We start from the raw sequence: 19753 nt of genomic DNA on the forward strand, positions 1-19753 counted from the left end.
GCCACCCGGTACGACAAGACCGCCGAGTCCTACCACGCAGCAGTCACCCTCGCCTCACTCCTGATGTGGGCGTGACATTTGACGACAGAACCTAGGCGCGGATGTGGACGGAGGCGTTCGCGTGGTCTGTGGGAGCAGGGCCACGATACCGACCGCGCTCTGGATGGAGGCCCCTGCCAGCTCCCCCGCACCCGGGCTGTCCAGCAGCCAGACCAATGGCGTCGAAACGATGCCCGCCGCCGCCAGCACCACGACCGCGATCTTCCGCCCCGCGTCATGCCCCCCGCACATCCCCCTAACGGACCGCCAGCCCAGCATCCCGCTGCGTCATACGGGATCGCCACCTTGCCGTCAGACCGTCAGCACATACGGGGTTGGGGAACATCGGTACAGCCATTGACGCTAAACACTTGATCATGGTCGGCGACGACCCCACCGGCTGAAGTAGGAGGTCATCACGCGGGCCGGGGACGTCCGGGCCTCTACCGTCCGCCGGCAGGATCGGCGATCCACTCAGGAGACACAGCCGACACGGACCATCGGTGTTGAGGTGGCTGTCGTGTCCGCACCGACGGCACGGACCCGGATCCGGGTGCATCCCAGTTGCGCAACGCGGCTTCACCCCCGCTGTGCTCGCCGGTCGCCACAACCGCTCGGACGCCCATGTTCGTGCCCAGGGCGAACAGCGTGAGCAGCAGACGGCGCTGGAGTACGCCGCGTTCGATGCGCTCGCTCCTGGTCTGACCCAACCGTCAGGGCGTCGCGTGCACACCGGGTTCGGTCAGTGCCGGATAGTCCGTGTAGCCGCGGTGGTCGCCGCGGTAGAAGGTCGCCTGGTCGGCCGGTGCGACGGCGCCGCCGGTGCGGAGCCGTCGCACCAGGTCGGGGTTGGAGATGTACAGGGTGCCGAAGGCCAGGATGTCGGCCAGGCCGTCTTCGATCAGGTGCAGGTCGCCCGGCCCAGCGGGCCAGGATTCGGGGGTCTCGTGCGGGTTGAGCATGAAGACCGACGGCCAGGCGGCGCGCAGGCGCCTGGTGAGCGCCCGGTGACCGGGGAACTCGAAGATGTGGAGGTAGGCCAGGTCACCCCGCAGCTCGGACACCAGGGCCGGGTACAGGTCATCGACGTCGGTCTCGGTGAGGCCGAAGGCGGGGCAGCCGGGTGAGATCCGCAGGGCCAGGCGTCGCGGACCGATCCGGGCGGCCACGGCGTCCACCAGCTCCAGCACGAAGCGGATACGGCCCGCGATGGAGCCGCCGTAGCGGTCGGTGCGGTGGTTGGCGTTGTCGGAGAGGAACTGCTGGATCAAGTAGCCATAGGCTCCGTGTAGTTCCACCCCGTCGAAGCCGGCCCGGATGGCGTTGTGCGCGGCCCGCGCGAAGTCTTCTATCGTCTCCCGCACCTCCGTGATGCTCAGTTCGTGCGGTGCGGGGTAGGGCTTGCGGACGGCGGGCTCGGCGCCGCTGATGCGCACCATCCCCTCGGCCGCCACGGGGGAGGGGGCGACGGGGTGCAGCCCGTCGCCGAGCAGTTCGGGGTGGCTGTTGCGCCCGGCGTGCATCAGCTGGGCGTAGATCCGGCCGCCAGCCGCGTGTACCGCGTCGGTGACCCGGCGCCAGGACCTCACCTGCCGCTCGTCGTGCAGGCCGGGGGTGTCGGTGTATCCCTGGCCCACGCGGCTGGGCTGGAGCGCCTCGGCGATGATCAGGCCCGCCGTGCTGCGCTGCACGTAGTACTCGGTCATCAGCGCCGTGGCGGACAGCCCCTCGCCGTAGGCGCGGCGGCGGGTCAGCGGCGCCATGGCGATGCGGTTGGGCAGCGTCAGCGAGCCCAGGACGATGGGGGCGAAGGCGGTGGTCATGAGGTGCGATTCCTTTACGGGTGGCAGAGCCGGTGCGGCAGTCGCCAACCCTGACAACCGGCGCGCTCCACGACCAGCCAGCCCGGGAGTTCTGGCGATATCCGATGACAGCGCGTCCGACCGCGGCGTTTTCTTCCTCGCCTTCATGGAACGGTTCGTCACGGAGGAAGGGCGGGGCAAGGGCACACGAGGTCTGACACACCGACGAGCAGGGTGTCGGAGGTTCACGGCAGGCTGTTTCAGGCGATCCGGCCGGCTCAGGGTCGCTGCTGTGGCGGGCGCCGGGCGGGGCCGCCCTCCTGCGGGCGGCCGACCTGCTTGACGGTGCGTGTCGCCGGTGCGGTCTCCACCGACCGGATGCCCGGGAGCTGTGCCACCGGGCCGGTCAGGTAGGCGTAGAGCGCCTTGGTGTCGCGGCACTGCACACTGGCGTACAGGTTGGCCGGGCCGGTCGTCGCGGCGGCGAAGCTCACTTCCGGGTGGGCGGCCAGTGCCTCCCCGGCAGCGGACAGCGCGCCCGGTTCCACCGTCAGCCACAACGAGGCCAGCGACCGCAGACCAAGCATCGCGGCATCGAAGTCGATGTCGAAGTACACCGCCGAGGTACGGCGCAGTTCGGCGAGCCGACGTCGCACCGAGGTCTGCGACCAGCCCGTGACGGCTGCCAGGGTCCGGTAGCCGACGCGGCCGTCCTCGGCCAGCGCGTCCAGCAGCGCCTGATCCTGGTCCGACCACACCGCGCGGTCGCGGTCCGGGGCCGTGGCGGGCGGCCGTAGCACGGCGCACTGCGCGGTGGTGAGCGGGCCGTGCTTGACCAGCGGGCTGACGGCGCCCCCGCAGAACGTGTACAGGACGCAGTGGGCACTGACGCCCGTCAGCCGGGGTGTGCGCGGTAGCTGGGCGAGGGCCGTGGAGGCCGGGCCGATCCGCAGCATGCTCAGGATCTCCGCACCTCCGGACATCTCCAGCACCCAGGAGGTGTCCGGTCGGCGGGCCAGAGAGCGCGACAGTGCGCCGGCCGCCTCCGGAGCACACTGCACGCGCACCAACCACACCTCCTGGCCGACCGCTTCGGGCCACGTCGTGCCCCGTACGTGCACCGCCCCGCCCGCGCGCAGCGCGCGGTAGCGGCGGGCGACCGTCTGGTCCGACACTCCGAGGATCTCCGCGACGGCGCTGAACGCCACCCGCCCGTCGATCTGGAGCGCCTGCAGCAGCCCCCGGTCGATCTCGTCCAGCCCTACCCCACTCATCACGAACCGCCGTCCGAGAAATCTTCCGGGTTGGGCAGCTGTCCCTGAGCGTTGGGCTGCCAGTTGCTTGAACAGGGCTGTCGTCGGGCGGCCGCCCCGCTCATCGGAGTGCAAAGACGTGTGGCCACGCGGATCAGGTCAGCGACTGCGCGAAGGCGGCTGTGCGGCGGCCAGGCGATCACCGTCGTCACGGGCGGAGCGTCCAGGACCGGCACGGCGGCGAGGTCCCGGCGCAGGTCGCCGCCGGCCGACTCGGGAAGGACCACGGTGGTACGGCCGAGCGCGATCAGCTGGAAGACCTGAGTCAAGTTCCGTACCTCTGGGCCCGGCCCTTCCGGGTAGCTGCCGCCGGGACCGGGCCAGCGGGCTGCCGGGAGCGTTGGCAGTGAGGCGACGTCGGCCATCCGGACCTGGGAGCGGCCGGCGAGCGGGTGTGAGGCCGGCAGGATCGCGACCTGTCCCTCGGTGTGCAGGGCTTCGGTGTCGAGGCCGACTGCTGAGTCGAAGGGCAGGTGCAGTAGGGCCACGTCGGCTTGCCCGTCCCACAGGAGCTGCTGATGCTGGTGTGCCTCGCAGAGCAGCAGATCAACGGTGGCTGCGCCGGGTTCGGCGGCGTAGGCGTCGAGGAGTTTCGTCAGCAGCTCGCCTGCGGTGCCGGATTTGACGGCGAGGACGAGGCTGGGATGTGTAGTTGCGGCCCGTTGGGTACGCCGCTCAGCTGCGGTCACCGCGCTGAGGATCGCGCGCGCTTCGTTCAGCAGTACGGCCCCGGCCTCGGTGAGCGTGACCTTGCGGCTGGTGCGTTCCAGCAGTGCGATACCGAGCCGCCGCTCAAGCTGGGAAATCGTGCGGGACAGCGGCGGCTGAGCTATCCCGAGGCGCTGGGCGGCCTTGCCGAAGTGCAGTTCCTCGGCGACGGCGACGAAGTACCTCAGCTCGCGTATCTCCATGAGCCCAGGCTAGTGACGGCAGCCGCCAGATCAATACCGTTCGGGTATCGCCGCACTACCGAGAGGGTGTTGGTACCCGGCAGCGGCGCGGGCATGCTCGCTGTCATGAGCGAGAGCACGAGTGAGAGCATGGTCGCGCTGGTCACTGGCGCGAACAAGGGGATCGGATATGCGATCGCGGCCGGTCTTGGCGCGCGGGGCTGGAGGGTCGGTGTCGGCGCCCGGGACGGGCAGCGCAGGGAGGACGCCGTGGCGAAGCTGCGCGCCGCTGGTGCCGATGCGTTCGGCGTACCCCTGGACGTCACCGACGACGGGAGCGTGAGCGCCGCGGTCCACCTGTTCGAGGAGCGGGTGGGACGCCTCGACGTACTGGTCAACAACGCCGGCGTGGCCGGCGGCTGGCCGGACGAACCCACGACCGTCGACCTGGAGACCGTGCGGCGGCTGGTGGAGACCAACGTCATCGGCGTCATCCGGGTCACCAACGCGATGCTCCCGTTGCTGCACCGCTCCGAGCACCCGCGGATCGTCAATCAGTCCAGCCACGTCGGCTCCCTGACCCTGCAGACCACGCCCGGCGTCGACCTCGGAGGGATCAGCGGGGGCTACACGCCGACCAAGACCTACCTCAACGCCCTCACCATCCAGTACGCCAAGGAGCTGAGCGGCACCCGCATCCTGATCAACAACGCCTGCCCCGGCTACGTGGCCACCGACCTCAACGGATTCAACGGGACCCACACCCCCGAGCAGGGCGCGGCGACCGCCATCCGTCTTGCGACCCTCCCGGACGACGGCCCGACCGGCCAGCAGTTCGACGACAACGGGGTCGTCCCCTGGTGAGCTGGCCTTCGGATACCGAACGATGACGACTTCCTACATCAGTGCGACGGCGGGTGTGCGTAGTCGCGGTACAGGAAATCCTGGTGAGAACGATCACGGTCATGAGCTGAGCGCTGCAGCGTCCGGACGGGCTCGGGGAACATCTGCGTTCTGGAGTGCGGCGAAGTCGGCGTGGGCCTGCTCGACGGCTTCGGGGGTGCGCCTCGCGCTTGGCGTGCTCGGCGAGCGCCCGACAGACGCTCGCCACCGAGGGGCTTTGTCCCTTGCGCTTGCCGGTGGGGATGATCAGGTCGGGCTGGACCTGTTCGACGGACTCACCATCCGCCCTCCTGCGGAGCACGGTGGGGAGCATGTCGTCGGTGATGACTGACGGCCGGCCGCCGTGCTTGCCCTTGCGGGCCGCGGTGTCGAGCCCTTCCAGCGTCGACTCGCGGATGTTCTCCCGCTCGGTCTCCGCCATCGCGGCGAAGAACGCGAACAGCAAGCCAGCGCCTTCCCCATCGCGGCCGCATCCACCTTGGCGCCGGTCTCCTCGATGTGCTCCAGATCCTCCAAGAACACCTTCGAGATGCGGGCCGTGATGCGGGAGGCCTTCCCCAGCTGCGGCAGTGTGGAGAGCCGGTCCTTGTTCGTGAGCCGCTTCGCGGTGCTGATCCACTTGGTCGACATCAGCACCGTGAACAGCTCCAGCGCGTCGTCGATCGCCATGGCCTCCAGGTGCCGCTTCAGCGCGGTCAGCATCGCGGTGCGCTTCGGCTCGCTCGCCCGCTGAAGGCTCGTCGCCTTCGACCCCAGCCCGTACCAGGCCGGCGCGGCGAGCCGATACGGCGGCAGCTTGTCCAGCTTCACCCGCCCCAGTCGGTACACCGCGATCTCCTCCACCCGCTCCAGCGCCCTCTTTTCGGCCATAGCTACTCAATCTTGCGCCCCAGTTGGTTGATCTTCGAAGTGCCAGGGCCGCCCGCTCGAAGAGGAAGGGAGATGGCCCAGGCCGTCAATCCCGCCAGTTCTTGTACCGCTACGCCTGCGGACGTCGGGCGGCGCGGGCTCGGAGTGCTGGTATCGAAGCGATCTTGTCGGCCGAGAGGTGGTCCCAGAGGATCCCGGGAGGCCTGGGTGCCGGCGGGCAGGTGATTGTCTCTTCGGGCGTAACGATGAGGTCGATGCTGACGTCGTGGTCGGTGGACGGGAGGGGGGTGTCGACGACTTGGAGAGGGTGGACGGTGGTGACGATGAGGGTCTGGGGAGTGATCACGCCTGCTTCGGTCAGCAGGGCGAATTCGATGTCCGAGTAGCCGGCACCCTTGCCGATGCGTATGCCGGAGCGAGTGCAGGCCACGCTCCCCAGGACGATCATGTCAATGGGCTGCAGGGCGTCCACGTCGACCGTGGGTGCAAGGTCGGCCGCAGTCTGGCTGGAGGCGACCGCATAGGGGTCGGAGAGATCGGGCAGCTGGGCGGGGTCGAGCAGGTAGAAAGGGCGCTCGGCGGCGAGGGCGGGCACAGCCATGTAGAGGATCTTGTTGTCCGCCAAGGCGCGTGCCCGTACGGGCAGTTGCGCCTTGTCAGGGACAGCCTTGATGGTGCGGGCCGCCTCCCACGCTGCCACCTGAGCGAGGCGCTCCGCGGCTTCTTCAGCCCCCCGGAAGTGCGGGATCCGGCCGTGAGAGGTGGCAGTGTGGACCGCGCCGGCGGCGTCAAGCGCGTCCCAGACCTGCTCGCGTACCTTCGCCTTGGCTTCTTCCGTCGTCGGCATCACGAACTCCTTGGGTAGGCAGCGGCCAGCAGAGCGAGCATGCGGTCGGTGACATCGGCGACCGCCGTGTACGTGCGCCAGGGCCGCAGGTGGCGTACCGCAGTGGCGGCGATGGTCATCCCTCCCCCGCCACGCGACTTCTCCGGGTCCCCGAGGGCGGCATCCAGGGCCTCGCCGGCCCAGTCGACGTCACCGGCGCCGATATAGGCCATCGCCAGGTTCCCTTGCGCGATCGACCGTGATTTGGGGCGACCGGCGAGCTGGGCTGCGGTGCCTGAGAGGATCGTCTGGGCGCGGTGGTGCTGGCCCAGGGCCAGGTAGCAGGCGCCCGTCAGGCGCCCTACAGGCGAAGGCGACAGCAGATCAGCGTGTACGTCCGCATCGCTAGCCCGCTCGAGCTGGTAGTCCGCCGCGGTAAGGGCCCTCGTGCAGGCGCGCTCTTCGCCGAGCATCGCTTGGGCCTCGGCTGCATGGAGGTTGGCGACGCCCGCCAGAGCATGGCTGACGGGACCGGCACGGCGGGCTGCCTGCTTGGCCAGCTCGAACCCCTTGAGCGGCTGCCTGGCCCCGTAGAGTTCCAGGTAGGCAAGGCGCAGCAGCGCGTAGCCCTCCAGAGCGCGGTCCTGGAGTGTCCGGGCCGTGCTCATGGCTTCCTTGTAGTACATCGCTGCCGAGTGCGGAACGCTGCGTTGTGAGGCGTCCCAGACGAGCGCGCCCATCAGAAGCGTGGCATCGGCGTGCAGGATGTGCAGTTCTCGGCGGAGGCGACTGCGCTGGGCGTGGGCAGCGGTCGTCTCAAGCCGTGTCAGCTGTCGCTGTGCTTCGGGGAGCAGGCCGGCCGAGGGAAGGGTGTCGTAGCGGGCGGAGAGCTCCTCGAGGTCGTCACGGAAACCCCGTGCGGCCATGAGGTCGACCGACCGAGGGTGCCGCAGAACATGGTCTCGCCGGCATTCCGCGGGCGGTAACGCCTCACCCTCATCCCAGAGAAGGGCATCCAGTTCCTGCAGCGACACCTTCAGCGCCTCAGCCAAGCGGCGGAGGTGATGAGGTTGCGGACCATTCTGCCCGGACAGCCACCGTTGAACGGTATACCGACTCACGCCGACCGCCTCGGCGAGCTGAACCTGTGTCAACCCCAGTGCCCTGCGCCAACTCTCCAGGCGCGGGCGAGTCAAAGGCCACGCCGCAGTCCTTCGCTCATGTCCTCCGGATAACTCTCGCAGGTCAGCGCGCCGTGTGTGGCAAAAGTGTGGCATCTCTGTAGCCTCTGTGGCTGGTACCGAGCAGTGTTCGGCGCTTTCCTGATCCTCGTGATCGTGACGGCTGTCCGCTCCCCTCCGCGGACCGCGCCTCGCACTCGGCACGGTCCCAACCCGCGGCAGACGAGCGTACGGTCGATGGCTACCACCCCCTGCGCTCTCACCTGGCCCGTCTGCCGCACTCTTTGACCGTCGTTCGTCCTGGCCGGTGCCCCTGTGCCCGGGCAGCAGCGGTCAATCAACGGGCCCGTCCGGTCCGTCAGGCCCGGCTGTACTCCTGCTGCGGCACGGCGCTCGTCGGCTCCGGATGATTGTGGCGCCGCTGCATGTGCTTGACGCAATCCCGGCTGCGTCAACCATGCGGCTGAGCGCCCCAGCCGCCGCTGTACGACGCGAGGGACGGCGGCGGCTGGCCTCCCTCTACCTGACGTGCACCAGACGAATCGGATGATGACGATGGACGTGTCGACTCCCTGCTCTGGACAGCAGATGACGAACGCGTTGGCGGAAGCGCCCCCGGGTAGCCGGGCACCGCAGCCTCAGCGCGGCGCTCAAAGAGCCGCACCTTCGAAAGCGCACACGCGGGTCTTCGGCGCGGGCGACCAGTCGCCTGTTCTCTCGGCCATGCCGACCGCGGCTGAGTGGGATCAGCACTGGCGGACTGGGAGAGGCCGCCTGGTGACAGCGCTGGAGCAGGATCGCTTTCTGCGGCTGGTGCACCTGCAACCAGGGATGAACGCCGTCGACATAGGCTGCGGGACAGGAAAGTGGACACGGTCTTTGGCTAGTTGGGGCGTAAACGTCACCGGATACGACTTCAGCAGCGAGGCTCTACGCCACGCGCGCGCCTTCCAGCACCCCCGGCCGGCGTTCCAGCGCTGGAACATCGGGGACAGCACGCGGGCGCCAGGTCTGCTGGAGGGCGGCTCGCATCTGGTGACTGTCGTCTGCCGCTGGAGTACTTCGGCACGCACCAGTTCCTGGCCCATGCCGCGCGCTGGCTGGCTCCGAGCGGGACGTTCTACGCCCTGACCCGGGTTTTCGCAGCGGCGGCCCCGGCGAAGCGGAAGTCCGAGCTGATGCAGGAGGGTCCCGAAGCGGTGGGATGATCTTGCGGTGGCTGGTGTGATGGCGGCGCCGGAGCCGTCCTGGGTAGCCCCGTTCACCGGGCTGAGCCCGCGCGACTTCCGCAAGCTGATGACGGTGCTGCGTCGCGAGGGCGCTGACGCGGGCCGCCCCCGGCCGGCCATGGGGCCTGCCCTCGGAGGACCGGGCCCTGCTGGTCACGGCCTACTGGCGCCCCGACCTGGCCCGGCGCCAACTCGCGCCGTTGTTCGGGGTATCCAAGCCGGCGGCCGACCGCATCATCGACCACGTCGGCCCGCTGCTCGCGCTCAAGCCGCGACAACGCTTCCGCAAGGGCACCGCGCTGATCATCGACGGCACCTTTGCCCCCACCCGCGACCACCCGATCGCCGAGCAGTCCAAGAACTACCGGTCCTCCACCGACCATCAGGTGGTCATCGGCGCCCGCACCCGCCTGGTCGTCGCCGTTGGCAAGCCCCTACCCGGCAACCGGAACGACTGCAAGGCATGCAAGGACCCCGCACCGCCGACCACACGGCGGCGAACTCACCGAGTGGCAAGCCGAACACCACCGCGAGCATAAGCAGGTCCGCGCCCGCGTCGAGCACGTCTTCGCCGGGACGAGGACCTGGAAGATCCCTTAGACCAGGTTCAGCTCACTCACCGCGACCGACCGCAGAAGTCGTACCGAAACCTGGGTTTCAACGCAGAGGCGCTGCAAGAAAATCTGGACTTGTGGGTCCATTTTTGGCTGCCTAACGTGATTCGCGTTCCCTCACGAGCAAGCTGTTCAGAGAGAGGTGTTGCGCCGATGTACGCGATCCGCATCGAGGAGCACGGCGGCCCCGAGGTCATGCGCTGGACGGAGCTGCCCGACCCCACGCCCGGCCCCGGCGAGGCGTTGGTACGCCTGGGCGCCGCAGGCGTCAACTACATGGACATCGGCGCCCGCGCCCGGGGCGGCCCCGGCTGGGCGGCCCCGGCTGTCCTCGGCGCCGAGGGGATGGGCTACGTCACCGCCCTCGGTCAGGGCGTCCGGGACCTCGCCGTCGGTGACCGGGTGGCCTGGTTCTACCACCCGGGCAGCTACGCCGAACTGCTCGCCGTCCCGGCGGACTCCCTGGTCAAGGTGCCCGACGGTGTCGACGACGAGACGGCCGCCGCCGTGATGATGCAGGGCCTCACCGCCAGCCACCTGGGTACCGAGACCTATCCGATCGGACCGGGCGACACCGCCGTCGTGCACGCCGCGGCGGGCGGCGTCGGCCGGCTGCTCACCCAGCTGGCCAAGGCCCGCGGCGGCCGGGTGATCGGACTGGTCTCCCGCGAGGAGAAGGCCCCGGTCGCGAAGGAGGCCGGCGCCGACCACGTCCTGGTCCACAGCGGCGGCGGCTTCGAGGAGCGGATCAAGGAGCTGACCGGAGGCCGCGGCGCCGACGTGGTCTACGACGGCGGCGGCACCGGCACCTTCCACTCCTCCCAGGCGGCGCTGCGCCCGCACGGCGTGCACGCCTACTACGGCCCGTTCATGGGCGTTCCCACTCTGCGGCCCACCGACCTGCCGAACAGCATCCTGCTGACCTACCCGGTGGTCCACCACCACGTCGCCACCCGGGAGGCCCTGGTGCGACGCACCGGCGAGCTGTTCGACCTTGTCCTGGACGGGCGGCTCACCCCGCTGGTCACCGGCCGCTACCCCCTCGCGGAGGCCGCCCGCGCCCACGCCGACCTCGAATCACGGCACACCACCGGCAAGCTCCTCCTGCTGCCCTGACCGGTTCCGGCCCGGTTGAATGGGGCCACCAACGACCAGCATCGCGGAGGATTCGTGTCACTCACCCGCAAGGGCGCCGCAACCAGGCGGCGCATCGTCGAGGGCGCCGCTGAACAGATCCGCGAACAGGGCGTGTTCGCCGTGCGGCTGGAGGACGTGATGGCCCGCACCTCGACCAGCAAGAGCCAGCTGTTCCACTACTTCCCCGGCGGGAAGGACGAGTTGCTTCTCGCGGTAGCCCGGCACGAGGCGGCCCGGGTGATCGAGGACCAGCAGCCCCAACTCGGTTCCCTCACCTCCTGGGCCGCCTGGGACCGGTGGCGTGACAAGGTCGTCGCCCGCTACCGCGCCCAGGGCAGCGACTGCCCCCTGCACGCCTCCCTCGCCCGGCTCGGCGGCACCACCGATGCCACCCGGGCCGTCGCCGGCGAACTGATCGAAGGGTGGCAGCAGTTGCTCGCCGCCGGCATCCGCCGGATGCAGGCCGACGGTGAGATCGCCCCCGCACTGGACGCCGACCAGGAGGCCGCCGCCCTGCTGGCCGGCGTCCAGGGCGGCGTGCTGATCCTGATGACCACCGGCGGCTCCGCCCACCTGGAGGCCGCGCTCGACACGGGCATCGCCCACCTGCGCGCCTCCGCCCACCACGACCGCTGACCGCTTGTCGGCGCCGCCGCTCCCCAGAGGTCCCTGTCGATGGCAGCGGTACATTCCGCGTATTCCACACCGGTACCGACGGGGACGTCTACTACGGGACAGTTGCCGTCCAGCCCGCCGACCAGTCCCCCCATTACCTTCTTCGTAGTCCCGCAACGGGACTACCGGCCTTCGGAGTTGGCATGACTACCTCCCCTTGTCGAGTGCATGGCCCGGGGGGTGGTGTCACCAGCTCCGGAGGCGCTGACAGACCGCTGATCAGGGGCATGACCACCGGCCTTTCCCCAGGTCGGGAGGCTCTTCGTAATGTGGATGTGGCGATCGGCGCCGTGGTGAGGCCGGGTGAACAGCACCGAAGGAACCACCACGTGATCGACATCAGCAGCATCAACGTCTTCCTCGGCCTGTACGTCGGCAAGGGCGAACACCACGCCACCGCCCTCACCCCGGCAGGGAAGAAGGCCCTCGACCGCAGGCTGCCGAACAGCGAGCCCAAGCTCCGTGAGGTCTTCGCCAAGCTCCAGGCCAAGCACGGGACCGTACTCGTCATCGTCGACCAGCCGGCCTCCCTCGGGGCCCTGCCGCTGGCCGTCGCCCGCGCCCTCGGCTGCCAGGTCGCCTATCTCCCGGGCCTGACGATGCGGCGAATAGCCGACCTCTATCCCGGCGAGGCCAAGACCGACGCCCGCGACGCGTTCATCATCGCCGACGCGGCCCGGTCGATGCCTCACACCCTGCGCTCGATCGAGGCCGGCGACGAGAGGGTCGCCGAACTGGAGATGCTCGTCGGCTTCGACGACGACCTCGTCGCCGAGGCCAACCGCCTCTCCAACCGGCTCCGCGGCCTGTTCACACAAATACACCCGCACTTGGAACGGGTCCCGGGCCCGCGCATGCAGCACCCGGCCGTCCCGGCCCTGCTGGAACACTTCGGATCCCCGGCCCAGATCCGCCGGTCCGGACGCCGCAGGCTCACCAGCCTGATACGTCCCAAGGCCCCGCGAATGGCGGGCCGTCTGACCGAGGAGATCTTCACCGCGCTCGACGAGCAGACCGTCACCGCCCCCGGCACGGAGACGGCCGCACTGATCGTCCCGAGCCTCGCCCGGTCCCTGACCGCCGTGCTCGACCAGCGACGTCTGCTGGAGAAACGACTCGATGAGCTGCTGGAGGCCCACCCTCTGTCGGCAGTCCTGACGTCGATGCCGGGTGTCGGCGTCAGGACCGCCGCCCGCCTCCTCTTCGACGTCGAGCACGGCACGAGGTTCCCCTCGGCCGCCCACCTCGCTGCCTATGCGGGCCTCGCACCGACGACCCGCACCTCGGGTTCCTCGATCCGCGGCGAACAGCAGTCCAGAAGGGGAAACAAGCAGCTCAAGAGGGCTTCTTCCTCTCCGCCTTCGCCGCCCTTTCCGACCCCGCCTCGCGCACCTACTACGACAGGAAGATCAAGGAGGGCAAGCACCACACCCAGGCCCTCCTCTGCCTCGCAAGACGACGAGCCGACGTGCTCTTCGCGATGCTCCGCGACGGCACGTTCTACCAACCCCCAACCCCCGTTGCCCCTTGACCAAGGTCATAGGGGCACCCCCCGCGTCCATGGGCCGCCTGGACGTGCTACGAGAAGGGAGCGCCTGGCTATGTCGCCGATGCGGTCCCTTCCCGTGCCGGAGGGGTTGTCAGGAGAAGATGACCGAGCGGAACTTCAGGCGGTTGCCGAGGATCTTTCCGGGGTCCATGACGTAGAAGACGTCACCCAAGCAGTCGAACTCGAGGAAGACCGTGGCCGCGGAGAGGGTGGCGTTGCGCGGGTTGGAGGCCGGTTCCTCGTCCGTCGTTCCCGGGATATTGAGACACTCAGCGCTGGGCGGGTTGGTGAGGCCGGAGGGAAGACCGCTTCCGGTGCGATAGGTGAACTCGCCGACGGCGGCGTTGGCGGAGGTGGGGATGGTCACGAGGAGCGCGCCGGCGCTGACAGCGGCGACAGCCATGGAACGAAGGCGCATACGATGACGACCTTTCGAACAGAGGCCAAGGTCGACCCTGAAGAAACGATAAGGGTCTGACCCTCACGGAACTTCCTTCTCCTGCCCTCGATTACCTCTTTTGCATGAATGATGCCCAAGATGGCATACATAGCCCACACCGGGCCCTGGACGGAGGGGGCACCCGGGGAGACCTCCGACAACCCAGACCCGTATCGCCCCTGGCCCATCCGCCGCCCAGCCGCCAGCCCGCCCTGATTCTGCGCACCGTCCTCGAACCGAAGACGGCTCAGCCAACCGCGGCACCCCCCTCTCGGCCGGCCCTGCGAATGCGCCCGGGCTGACGTCCATTGACCCGGACCCGAGATCAAAAGCCAAGCTCAGGGTTGGATCCAGATCCCCGGGCGCCGCGTCAGCACGCGATATGCGCCGTTCGACGTCAGCGACCACCCCCTGCTCGCCGACCCGTACGAGGTCGATGTCGTGGGGCTCCTGGACGCCGCCGTCGCGGGGGTGAACTCGTGACCGCCGCAGCTTCGTACGAGATCGAGACCAGCGAGGGCGGCGACGGCACCATGCTGGGCTGGTGGGGACATCGGGGCGGAGCCAGTGGTTGACGTCGGCAGCGAGGACCAGGCGCCCGTCACCGGTCTGCGGCTGCGGGCGCACAGCCTGCACGCCGCCGCTCAGTGACCTCGCCGGGTGCCGTGACGTTGTGGTGGTCATGGAGCCCTGCTCGTATCTGAACACCGCTCATCGTGAGCCCGGTCGGCTTGGGCGTATGCGCCACCGCCGTGGGTTGCAGGCGAGCGGCTCACCCTTCTTCTCCCCGCGCAGAGTTCATGTCGATCCGTGTCCTGGAGCGTGTCTCGCCGATGGCCGTGGGGAAGGTCCGTGGGCCAGCTTGTGGAAGGCTGGCCCACAGGTATTCCATGGCGCCCACGAGCAGGTGAACCCCCAGGCCGGAGCCGTCGGCCGCGCGGGCGAGCACTATGGGTGCAGCCGTGTTGCCGCCCACGCGCCGCTGCCGGGGCAGCCTCGCGCAGTCGTCCCTGCCTCAGCGCTCGCCGACTGATCCGCGATGTCCGCAGATGCAACCTCCCTGGACCAGCTTGGTTTCATTGTGGGCGACCTTCGCCGGCTCCAGTACGGGGTGAGCGGGTTTCCCAGCGCTGGCGGGGAGGTGGCGTCAACTGCCGCCAGAGACCTGCCCGACGCGGTGTCCAGAGGCCGAGTCACCCAGATGAGATGGCGCGGCAGCATGCTGGAGCACCGGTTGACGGTGCTTGGGGCCCTGGATGGGGGGTTGCGCAAGGCCCGGCCTCTGATGATTGCCGCTCTGGCACGCGGATGCGGCCTGGGGCCGGCCGATGCGGCCGCGGAGCAGCGGGCCGCGGAGCGTCTCCTTTCCTCCTATGGGCGGTCCGTGCGACGGCGGTTGCGGCAAGGCCGGTGGCGGGGCCGTGGCGTGGCGGGCACGGATGTGTCGCCCCAGGCGGCGGCCACGGCGTTGGGTGCTGATAGAGCCCGGCCTTTGGTGTCCATGCTCGAGGGCCTGGTGCCCGCTCTGCTGGCCGGCAGCAGCACCATCGCCCTGGTCGGTGCCGGGAGTGCGGAGGTGGCTGTGCTTCTGGCCCGTGTGGCGCGGAGCGCGGGCGTTCCTGAGGGGCTGTGGCAGTGGGCCGTGTCGGGCGATCTGTCTGCACATGCCGCCTTGCAAGCGGTCCTGGCCGAGCATGTTGAACTCTGGCTGCCCTCCTGCTGTCAGGACACGGGTCCCTCGCCGGGCGCTCTTGCTGCGGTCCGTCATGACGGATCGGTCGGCAGGGCCGCACGGTCGGTGGCTTTCGCCTGCTTCACCCGTGCTGGCCGGTTGTGTACCAGCCCTTCGGTCATCACCGTGCACCACCAGCACTGGCAGGAGTTCCAAGACACCTTCCGTCAGGTGCTCCTGCGCATGACTGTCCTCGCCCCGCACGGGTGTGTGGTGCCGGAGGATGAATACGGGCGGGCCGGAGCCTGGGCGCGGGAGCTGGTGGGGGCCGGTGCTCGTCCGCTGCTCGGGTCCCAGGGCGGCCGGGCGCGATCGGGAGGCGCGGGGGCCCCGGCCGTCGTGGTTGCTGACACCTGGTATCAACTGCCGCTGGACAGCATCCCGCGTGGCCCGGTCGTGCTGCTGCTGCGCAGCAGGGCCTGGTCGGACACTCTGTATCTGGCCCAGCGCGCCAACCGGCACGTCGGGATTTTCACCCGCACCCCTCCAGAGCATCTCCTGCCGCAGTTCGCGACCTTGGGGAGCGATGTGCGGTTCAACAGCCTGGCAGAGCCGGGGATCGGCCTGCCGGCCCTCCTGAAGGGCTCCAGGTGGCGAGATGCCAGGCAAGGGCCCCTTTGGGGGTAGGCAGCTCAGGCTGGCGAGAAGCACTGCGCGGGGCCAGTGCGGGCTTGGGCGGCGAGATGGTCTCCGTGAGGGTACGTCGCCGGCTCAGCGTCCGCCGGCTCAGCGTCCGCGGGGGCCTGCGTGCTCCATGGTGGGCCTGGGCTGGGCGGAATGGGAGCGCGCGGAGGGCAGGCGGGCAGCTGCCTTGCGGGCCAGGCAGGTCAGGGTCGCGCGCACCGCCGAGTCGATGTCGCCCGGCTGCGGCGCCGGCAGGCCCGGCACGTTGGTCTCGGGGAAACCGGATGCGTTGTGGATGGCTGTGGCGCTGATGAGCATGTGGGCCAGCCGGAAGCGGATGGTCGCGGTGCCCTGCTCGGCCTCCAGTTGGGCGATACGACGAAGGGACTCGACCGGTTCGACGCACTGCGCGTCGGGCCGTCCCGTGATGCCGTGTGCGGGCCGCAGCCGGTTGATCAGGTCGGTGGTAGCGCTGCAGGTCGTCGAGGAGGCGCCACTGGTCAGCCAGTAGGCGCCTGGCGGGGTGGCGGGGTTCATGGAGACATCCACCGCCTCGGCGACCCGGTCCGAGGCGACGACGTCGAAGACCGTGCTGCCGGCCAGCGGGACGAACGGTGCCTGTCCGCTGAGGGTATGGAGGAACCCGGCGCACAGTCCCTGCACCTTGGGCAGCTCACCGCTGCGGGTATGTCCGATGACCATTGATGGCTTGAGTACGACGGCGTTGAGGCCGCTGCCGGTGACATACCGCTCGGCGGCGATCTTGGTGTCGATGTAGTGGGCGACGGGCTGCGCGGCTCGCCCGGCGTAGGCGGTGATGTTGTCGCGGACGGTGGTGGAGCATGCGGTGAAGGCGCTGGAGAGGTGGATCAGCCGGGCGCGGGCCTGTTCAGCGAAGCAGGCCACGTGTTCGGTGCCGGTGATGTTGACACGGCTGGTGTGGGCGGGGTCGGTCCGCCACCCGGTTGCGGCGGCGCTGTGCACGACGGTGTCGACACGGCGGGCCAGGTTGTCGTAGGTGTCGGGGTCCAAGCCCAGGAGGGGTTGGGTGATGTCCCCGGCCACGGTGCTGCCGCCGAGGGGTGTGGAGCGGGTAAGAGCGACGACGTCGTGGTGTCGGTGCAGGTGGGGCAGCAGGGCGGCGCCCACGGCGCCGCTGGCTCCCGTGATCAGTACTGTGTGGCGGGCCATCTGTTGCTTTCGTCCTCGGGAGTGCGTGTGGGGGGTACGGCTCCGGGGCCAGGGACGTGTCCCGGACAGAGCGCGGGGGTCAGGAGGTGATCCTGTGGGCGGAAGTTACCCATCAAGCGCCGGTAGGCGTGGACGGAGCGCGGCCACACGGCGGTGTTCTCACCGGTGCGCTCGTCGAGGTACCAGTTGCCGCAACCCGCATTCCAGGGGGTGTTCTCTGTGTGCGCCCGCAGATAGTCCCGGTAGCGGGAAAGCGCGGCGGGAGAGGCTTCGATGGCCTGTGCGGCGTGTTCCCGGGTGTACTGCAGGCAGGTGGTCATGTACTGCAGCTGCGCTTCCAGGAAGGGGATCTGCGAGGTATGCGCCAGGCCGCTGTTGGGCCCCAGCAGCAGGAACAGGTTGGGGAAGCCGGGCACGGTGACGTTGTTGTAGGCAGCCATTCCTGCGCTCCACGTCTTGGCCAGCGTCGCTCCGTTTGCCCCGGTGATCAGGTGTGCGACGGGAGGGTTGCTGACGCGGAACCCGGTGCCGAAGACGATGACGTCGGCCGGGCGGGCGGTGCCGTCCGATGTCGTGATGCCGTGGGCAGTCACTTCTCGGATGGTCTGGGCAACGATGGTGACGTTGGGCTGCGTGAGGGCGGGAAGATAGTCATTGGCCAGGATGAGCCGCTTGCAACCGATGCTGTAGCGGGGGCGCATGCGGGCGCGGAGGGCAGCGCTGTTGATCTGGAGCCGTCGGAGCAGGCCTGTGATGGCCCGGGGCAGGGCCATGCTCCACCGCATCCGAGGACGGAATCCAAGGCCCCAGACCTCCCGGCCCCAGAACGAGGCGTGGTATAGGAGCCGCTGCAGGCGGGGCGAGCGCCGCAGCACGGCACGTTCGAGGGGGGTCGTGCGGCGCTGCAGGCGCGGCAGGACCCACGGTGGTGTGCGCTGGTAGATGTCGGTGTGTGCGGCCTGCCGCTGGAGGTGGGGCACGCACTGGGAGGATGACGCCCCGGTGCCGATGATCGCGACCCGTTTGCCGGTCAGGGCGAGATCGTGGTTCCAGCTGGCGGTGTGGAAGGCTGTCCCCGCGAAGCGGTCCAGGCCCGGCAGATCGGGAATGCGGGGTGCGCCGAGCAGTCCGGTGGCCGCCACCAGGACCGACGCGGTCAGGCGGCCTCGCGAGGTCTCGATCTCCCAGCAGCCTTGCTGCGTGTTCCAGGTGGCGGCAGTGACGTCGCATCCCAGGCGCAGGCGGGGTTTGAGGCGGAAGCGGTCGGCGCAGTCCTCGAGGTAGTCCAGGACTTCCCGCTGGGTCGGCAGGCTGGTGCGCCAGGCCGGGTTGGGGGCGAAGGAGAAGGCATACAGGTGGCCGGGCACGTCGCAGGCGGCACCGGGGTAGGTGTTGTCGCGCCAGACGCCCCCCAGCCGGGCGGATCTCTCCAGGATGAGCACGTCGTCGCATCCGGTCCGCATCAGTTGGATTGCGGCGCCGATACCGGAGTATCCGCTGCCGATGATGACCACCTCACTGTGGGCGGGAAGCAGGTGTTCGGTCACGAGTTCATTCCTGCTGTGAGGTGTCCCATGCCGCGGCGCAGGTAGCTTTCGGTGAGGGGTGCGGGGGGTGGGACGAGTTCGATGGCCTGGTGCAGCCCGGTGGTCTCGTAGGACCGCGTGGTGTGCAGATGCGGTACCAAATAGCCGAGGAAAAGGTTGAGGTGCTGGGGAGGCGCGAGGAATTGGCCGTCACCGGCTGCGGTGCCCAGGCGCACGTCGAGCCAGTCCAGGTGGCGCGTCGCCGCCTGGGCCAGGTCCTGCACTCCGAACTCTTCAGGGTGGGTCACGTGCAGGGTGCGCATCGTGTCTGCCGTGTGCGGACTCGACGCCGCGGCCCACATGGCGCGGGCTGCCCAGTGGACTTGGAGGATGTTGGTGCGGGCCTCCGGTGTCCCGGGCAGGAGGAGGGTGCCTGCCCCGTTGTCCGGCCAGTTGAGCCCCATGCCTTTCATGGCCTGGATGCCGAACCGGGAGAGGAGCGTGATGCGTTGGGCGAGCAGCGCCTGCCAGTGCTCCGGTGCGCCCTCCCGGTACGGCTGATCCGTCACGAGCAGGCTGGGCCTGAAGACGGTCACGGCCTGTTCGTGCTCTACGGCCCAGTCGCGGACCAGGCGTTCGGACCGGTACTTGGATTCCTCGTATGGCGTCATGAACCCGGCCGCGTCACTGAGTTCGTTCTCGCGCACGGTGCCAGTGCGGCGGGCGCCGGCCACGAAGGCCGTACTCAGGTGGCAGAACGAGGCGTGCGGTGGGGCCTGCGCGGCGAGTTCGAGCACGCGTGCGGTGCCGGTGACGTTGACGGCGTGCAGCCGTGTGCGATCGCCGAATCCATCGGTGAACGCCGCGCAGTGCCAGATCTGGTCCGTCTGGGCGGCGATCTTTTGGAAGAGAGCCGGTTCCAGGCCGAGGCGCGGGGCGTCCAGCCGGATGAGCACGGGCCGCACCCGTGCAGCGATCTCTTCAGCGGGTACCTCCGCGCCGGTCGCGGCAACGGCTGCCGCCAGCCGGTCCACGGTTGTAGCGGGATCATGCCCGACCAGGGCCGTCGCCGTCTCCTGGCTGTTCTGCAGGAGTTCGGCCATCAGGTGCGCGCCGACGAACCCGGTCGCCCCCGTCATCACGATCACCGGCTGGTTCCGTGGTGCTCGGACTGTGCAGCGGGGCGGGACGGTGCAGAGAGACCGGCTGCCGG

General features: G+C 69.4%; 14 protein-coding genes and 3 pseudogenes. 7 read left to right on the forward strand and 10 right to left on the reverse strand.

The genetic code is table 11. From position 1 onward, the window contains the following. Window positions 1–752: 752 nt before the first annotated feature. The 3 genes from AC07GB_RS21235 to AC07GB_RS21245 all read right to left on the reverse strand — a co-directional run bounded on the left by AC07GB_RS21235 (window position 753) and on the right by AC07GB_RS21245 (window position 4065). Entirely contained in the window at window positions 753–1862 is a 1110-nt protein-coding gene (locus AC07GB_RS21235) for an alkene reductase (protein ID WP_478847664.1), read from the reverse strand. A 257-nt stretch (window positions 1863–2119) separates the two neighbouring features. Continuing rightward, entirely contained in the window at window positions 2120–3115 is a 996-nt protein-coding gene (locus AC07GB_RS21240; RefSeq protein WP_478847666.1) for an Lrp/AsnC family transcriptional regulator, read from the reverse strand. Then, the gene (locus tag AC07GB_RS21245; protein WP_478847668.1) at window positions 3115–4065 is read right to left on the reverse strand and encodes a LysR family transcriptional regulator; all 951 of its coding nucleotides are present in this window, start codon (window positions 4063–4065) and stop codon (window positions 3115–3117) included. The genes AC07GB_RS21240 and AC07GB_RS21245 overlap by 1 nt, the downstream gene beginning before the upstream one ends. Window positions 4066–4158: 93 nt before the next feature. Here AC07GB_RS21245 and AC07GB_RS21250 point away from each other — a divergent pair, with 93 nt between their 5' ends. Then, the gene (locus tag AC07GB_RS21250; protein WP_478847669.1) at window positions 4159–4908 is read left to right on the forward strand and encodes an SDR family oxidoreductase; all 750 of its coding nucleotides are present in this window, start codon (window positions 4159–4161) and stop codon (window positions 4906–4908) included. Between the two features lie 486 nt (window positions 4909–5394). On the opposite strand, the pseudogene AC07GB_RS21255 reads toward AC07GB_RS21250, so the two are convergent. The 3 genes and pseudogenes from AC07GB_RS21255 to AC07GB_RS21265 form a co-directional block, all read right to left on the reverse strand. After that, window positions 5395–5805: pseudogene (locus tag AC07GB_RS21255) on the reverse strand (Tn3 family transposase); the annotation flags it as partial. Between the two features lie 121 nt (window positions 5806–5926). Beyond that, a complete protein-coding gene (locus AC07GB_RS21260) occupies window positions 5927–6664 on the reverse strand; it encodes a 5-formyltetrahydrofolate cyclo-ligase (RefSeq protein WP_478847671.1) in 738 nt (245 codons plus the stop codon). Then, entirely contained in the window at window positions 6664–7920 is a 1257-nt protein-coding gene (locus AC07GB_RS21265) for a helix-turn-helix domain-containing protein (RefSeq protein WP_478847673.1), read from the reverse strand. Before AC07GB_RS21265 ends, AC07GB_RS21260 begins: the two co-directional genes overlap by 1 nt. Before the next feature lie 627 nt (window positions 7921–8547). On the opposite strand from AC07GB_RS21265, the gene AC07GB_RS21270 reads away from it, so the two are divergent. The 5 genes and pseudogenes from AC07GB_RS21270 to AC07GB_RS21290 all read left to right on the forward strand — a co-directional run bounded on the left by AC07GB_RS21270 (window position 8548) and on the right by AC07GB_RS21290 (window position 13010). Then, window positions 8548–8955 carry a class I SAM-dependent methyltransferase gene (locus AC07GB_RS21270; protein WP_478847675.1) on the forward strand — a complete coding sequence of 136 codons (408 nt, stop codon included), beginning with the start codon at window positions 8548–8550 and terminating at the stop codon, window positions 8953–8955. Between the two features lie 84 nt (window positions 8956–9039). After that, window positions 9040–9647 (forward strand): annotated as a pseudogene (locus tag AC07GB_RS21275) (transposase family protein); the annotation flags it as partial. 173 nt (window positions 9648–9820) lie between these two features. Then, complete coding sequence (locus AC07GB_RS21280) at window positions 9821–10783, forward strand: quinone oxidoreductase family protein (protein WP_478847677.1); 963 nt, start codon at window positions 9821–9823, stop codon at window positions 10781–10783. 54 nt (window positions 10784–10837) lie between these two features. Next, complete coding sequence (locus AC07GB_RS21285; protein ID WP_478847679.1) at window positions 10838–11440, forward strand: TetR/AcrR family transcriptional regulator; 603 nt, start codon at window positions 10838–10840, stop codon at window positions 11438–11440. Between the two features lie 368 nt (window positions 11441–11808). Further along, window positions 11809–13010 (forward strand): annotated as a pseudogene (locus AC07GB_RS21290) (IS110 family RNA-guided transposase). A gap of 109 nt (window positions 13011–13119) precedes the next feature. Here AC07GB_RS21290 and AC07GB_RS21295 read toward each other — a convergent pair. Beyond that, a complete protein-coding gene (locus AC07GB_RS21295) occupies window positions 13120–13431 on the reverse strand; it encodes a hypothetical protein (protein WP_478847681.1) in 312 nt (103 codons plus the stop codon). Window positions 13432–14506: 1075 nt separating this feature from the next. On the opposite strand from AC07GB_RS21295, the gene AC07GB_RS21300 reads away from it, so the two are divergent. Then, the gene (locus tag AC07GB_RS21300) at window positions 14507–15826 is read left to right on the forward strand and encodes an aldehyde dehydrogenase family protein (RefSeq protein ID WP_478847683.1); all 1320 of its coding nucleotides are present in this window, start codon (window positions 14507–14509) and stop codon (window positions 15824–15826) included. A 99-nt stretch (window positions 15827–15925) separates the two neighbouring features. On the opposite strand, the gene AC07GB_RS21305 is transcribed toward AC07GB_RS21300, so the two are convergent. The 3 genes from AC07GB_RS21305 to AC07GB_RS21315 are packed head-to-tail and all read right to left on the reverse strand — an operon-like array spanning window position 15926 to window position 19679. Continuing rightward, a complete protein-coding gene (locus AC07GB_RS21305) occupies window positions 15926–17014 on the reverse strand; it encodes an SDR family oxidoreductase (protein WP_478847685.1) in 1089 nt (362 codons plus the stop codon). Beyond that, window positions 16993–18561, reverse strand: coding sequence for a flavin-containing monooxygenase (locus AC07GB_RS21310; RefSeq protein WP_478847687.1), 1569 nt, complete (start codon window positions 18559–18561; stop codon window positions 16993–16995). The genes AC07GB_RS21305 and AC07GB_RS21310 overlap by 22 nt, the downstream gene beginning before the upstream one ends. Then, entirely contained in the window at window positions 18558–19679 is a 1122-nt protein-coding gene (locus tag AC07GB_RS21315; protein ID WP_478847931.1) for an SDR family oxidoreductase, read from the reverse strand. The genes AC07GB_RS21310 and AC07GB_RS21315 overlap by 4 nt, the downstream gene beginning before the upstream one ends. Window positions 19680–19753: the final 74 nt, after the last annotated feature.

Source organism: Streptomyces sp. NPDC045778, assembly GCF_056431945.1.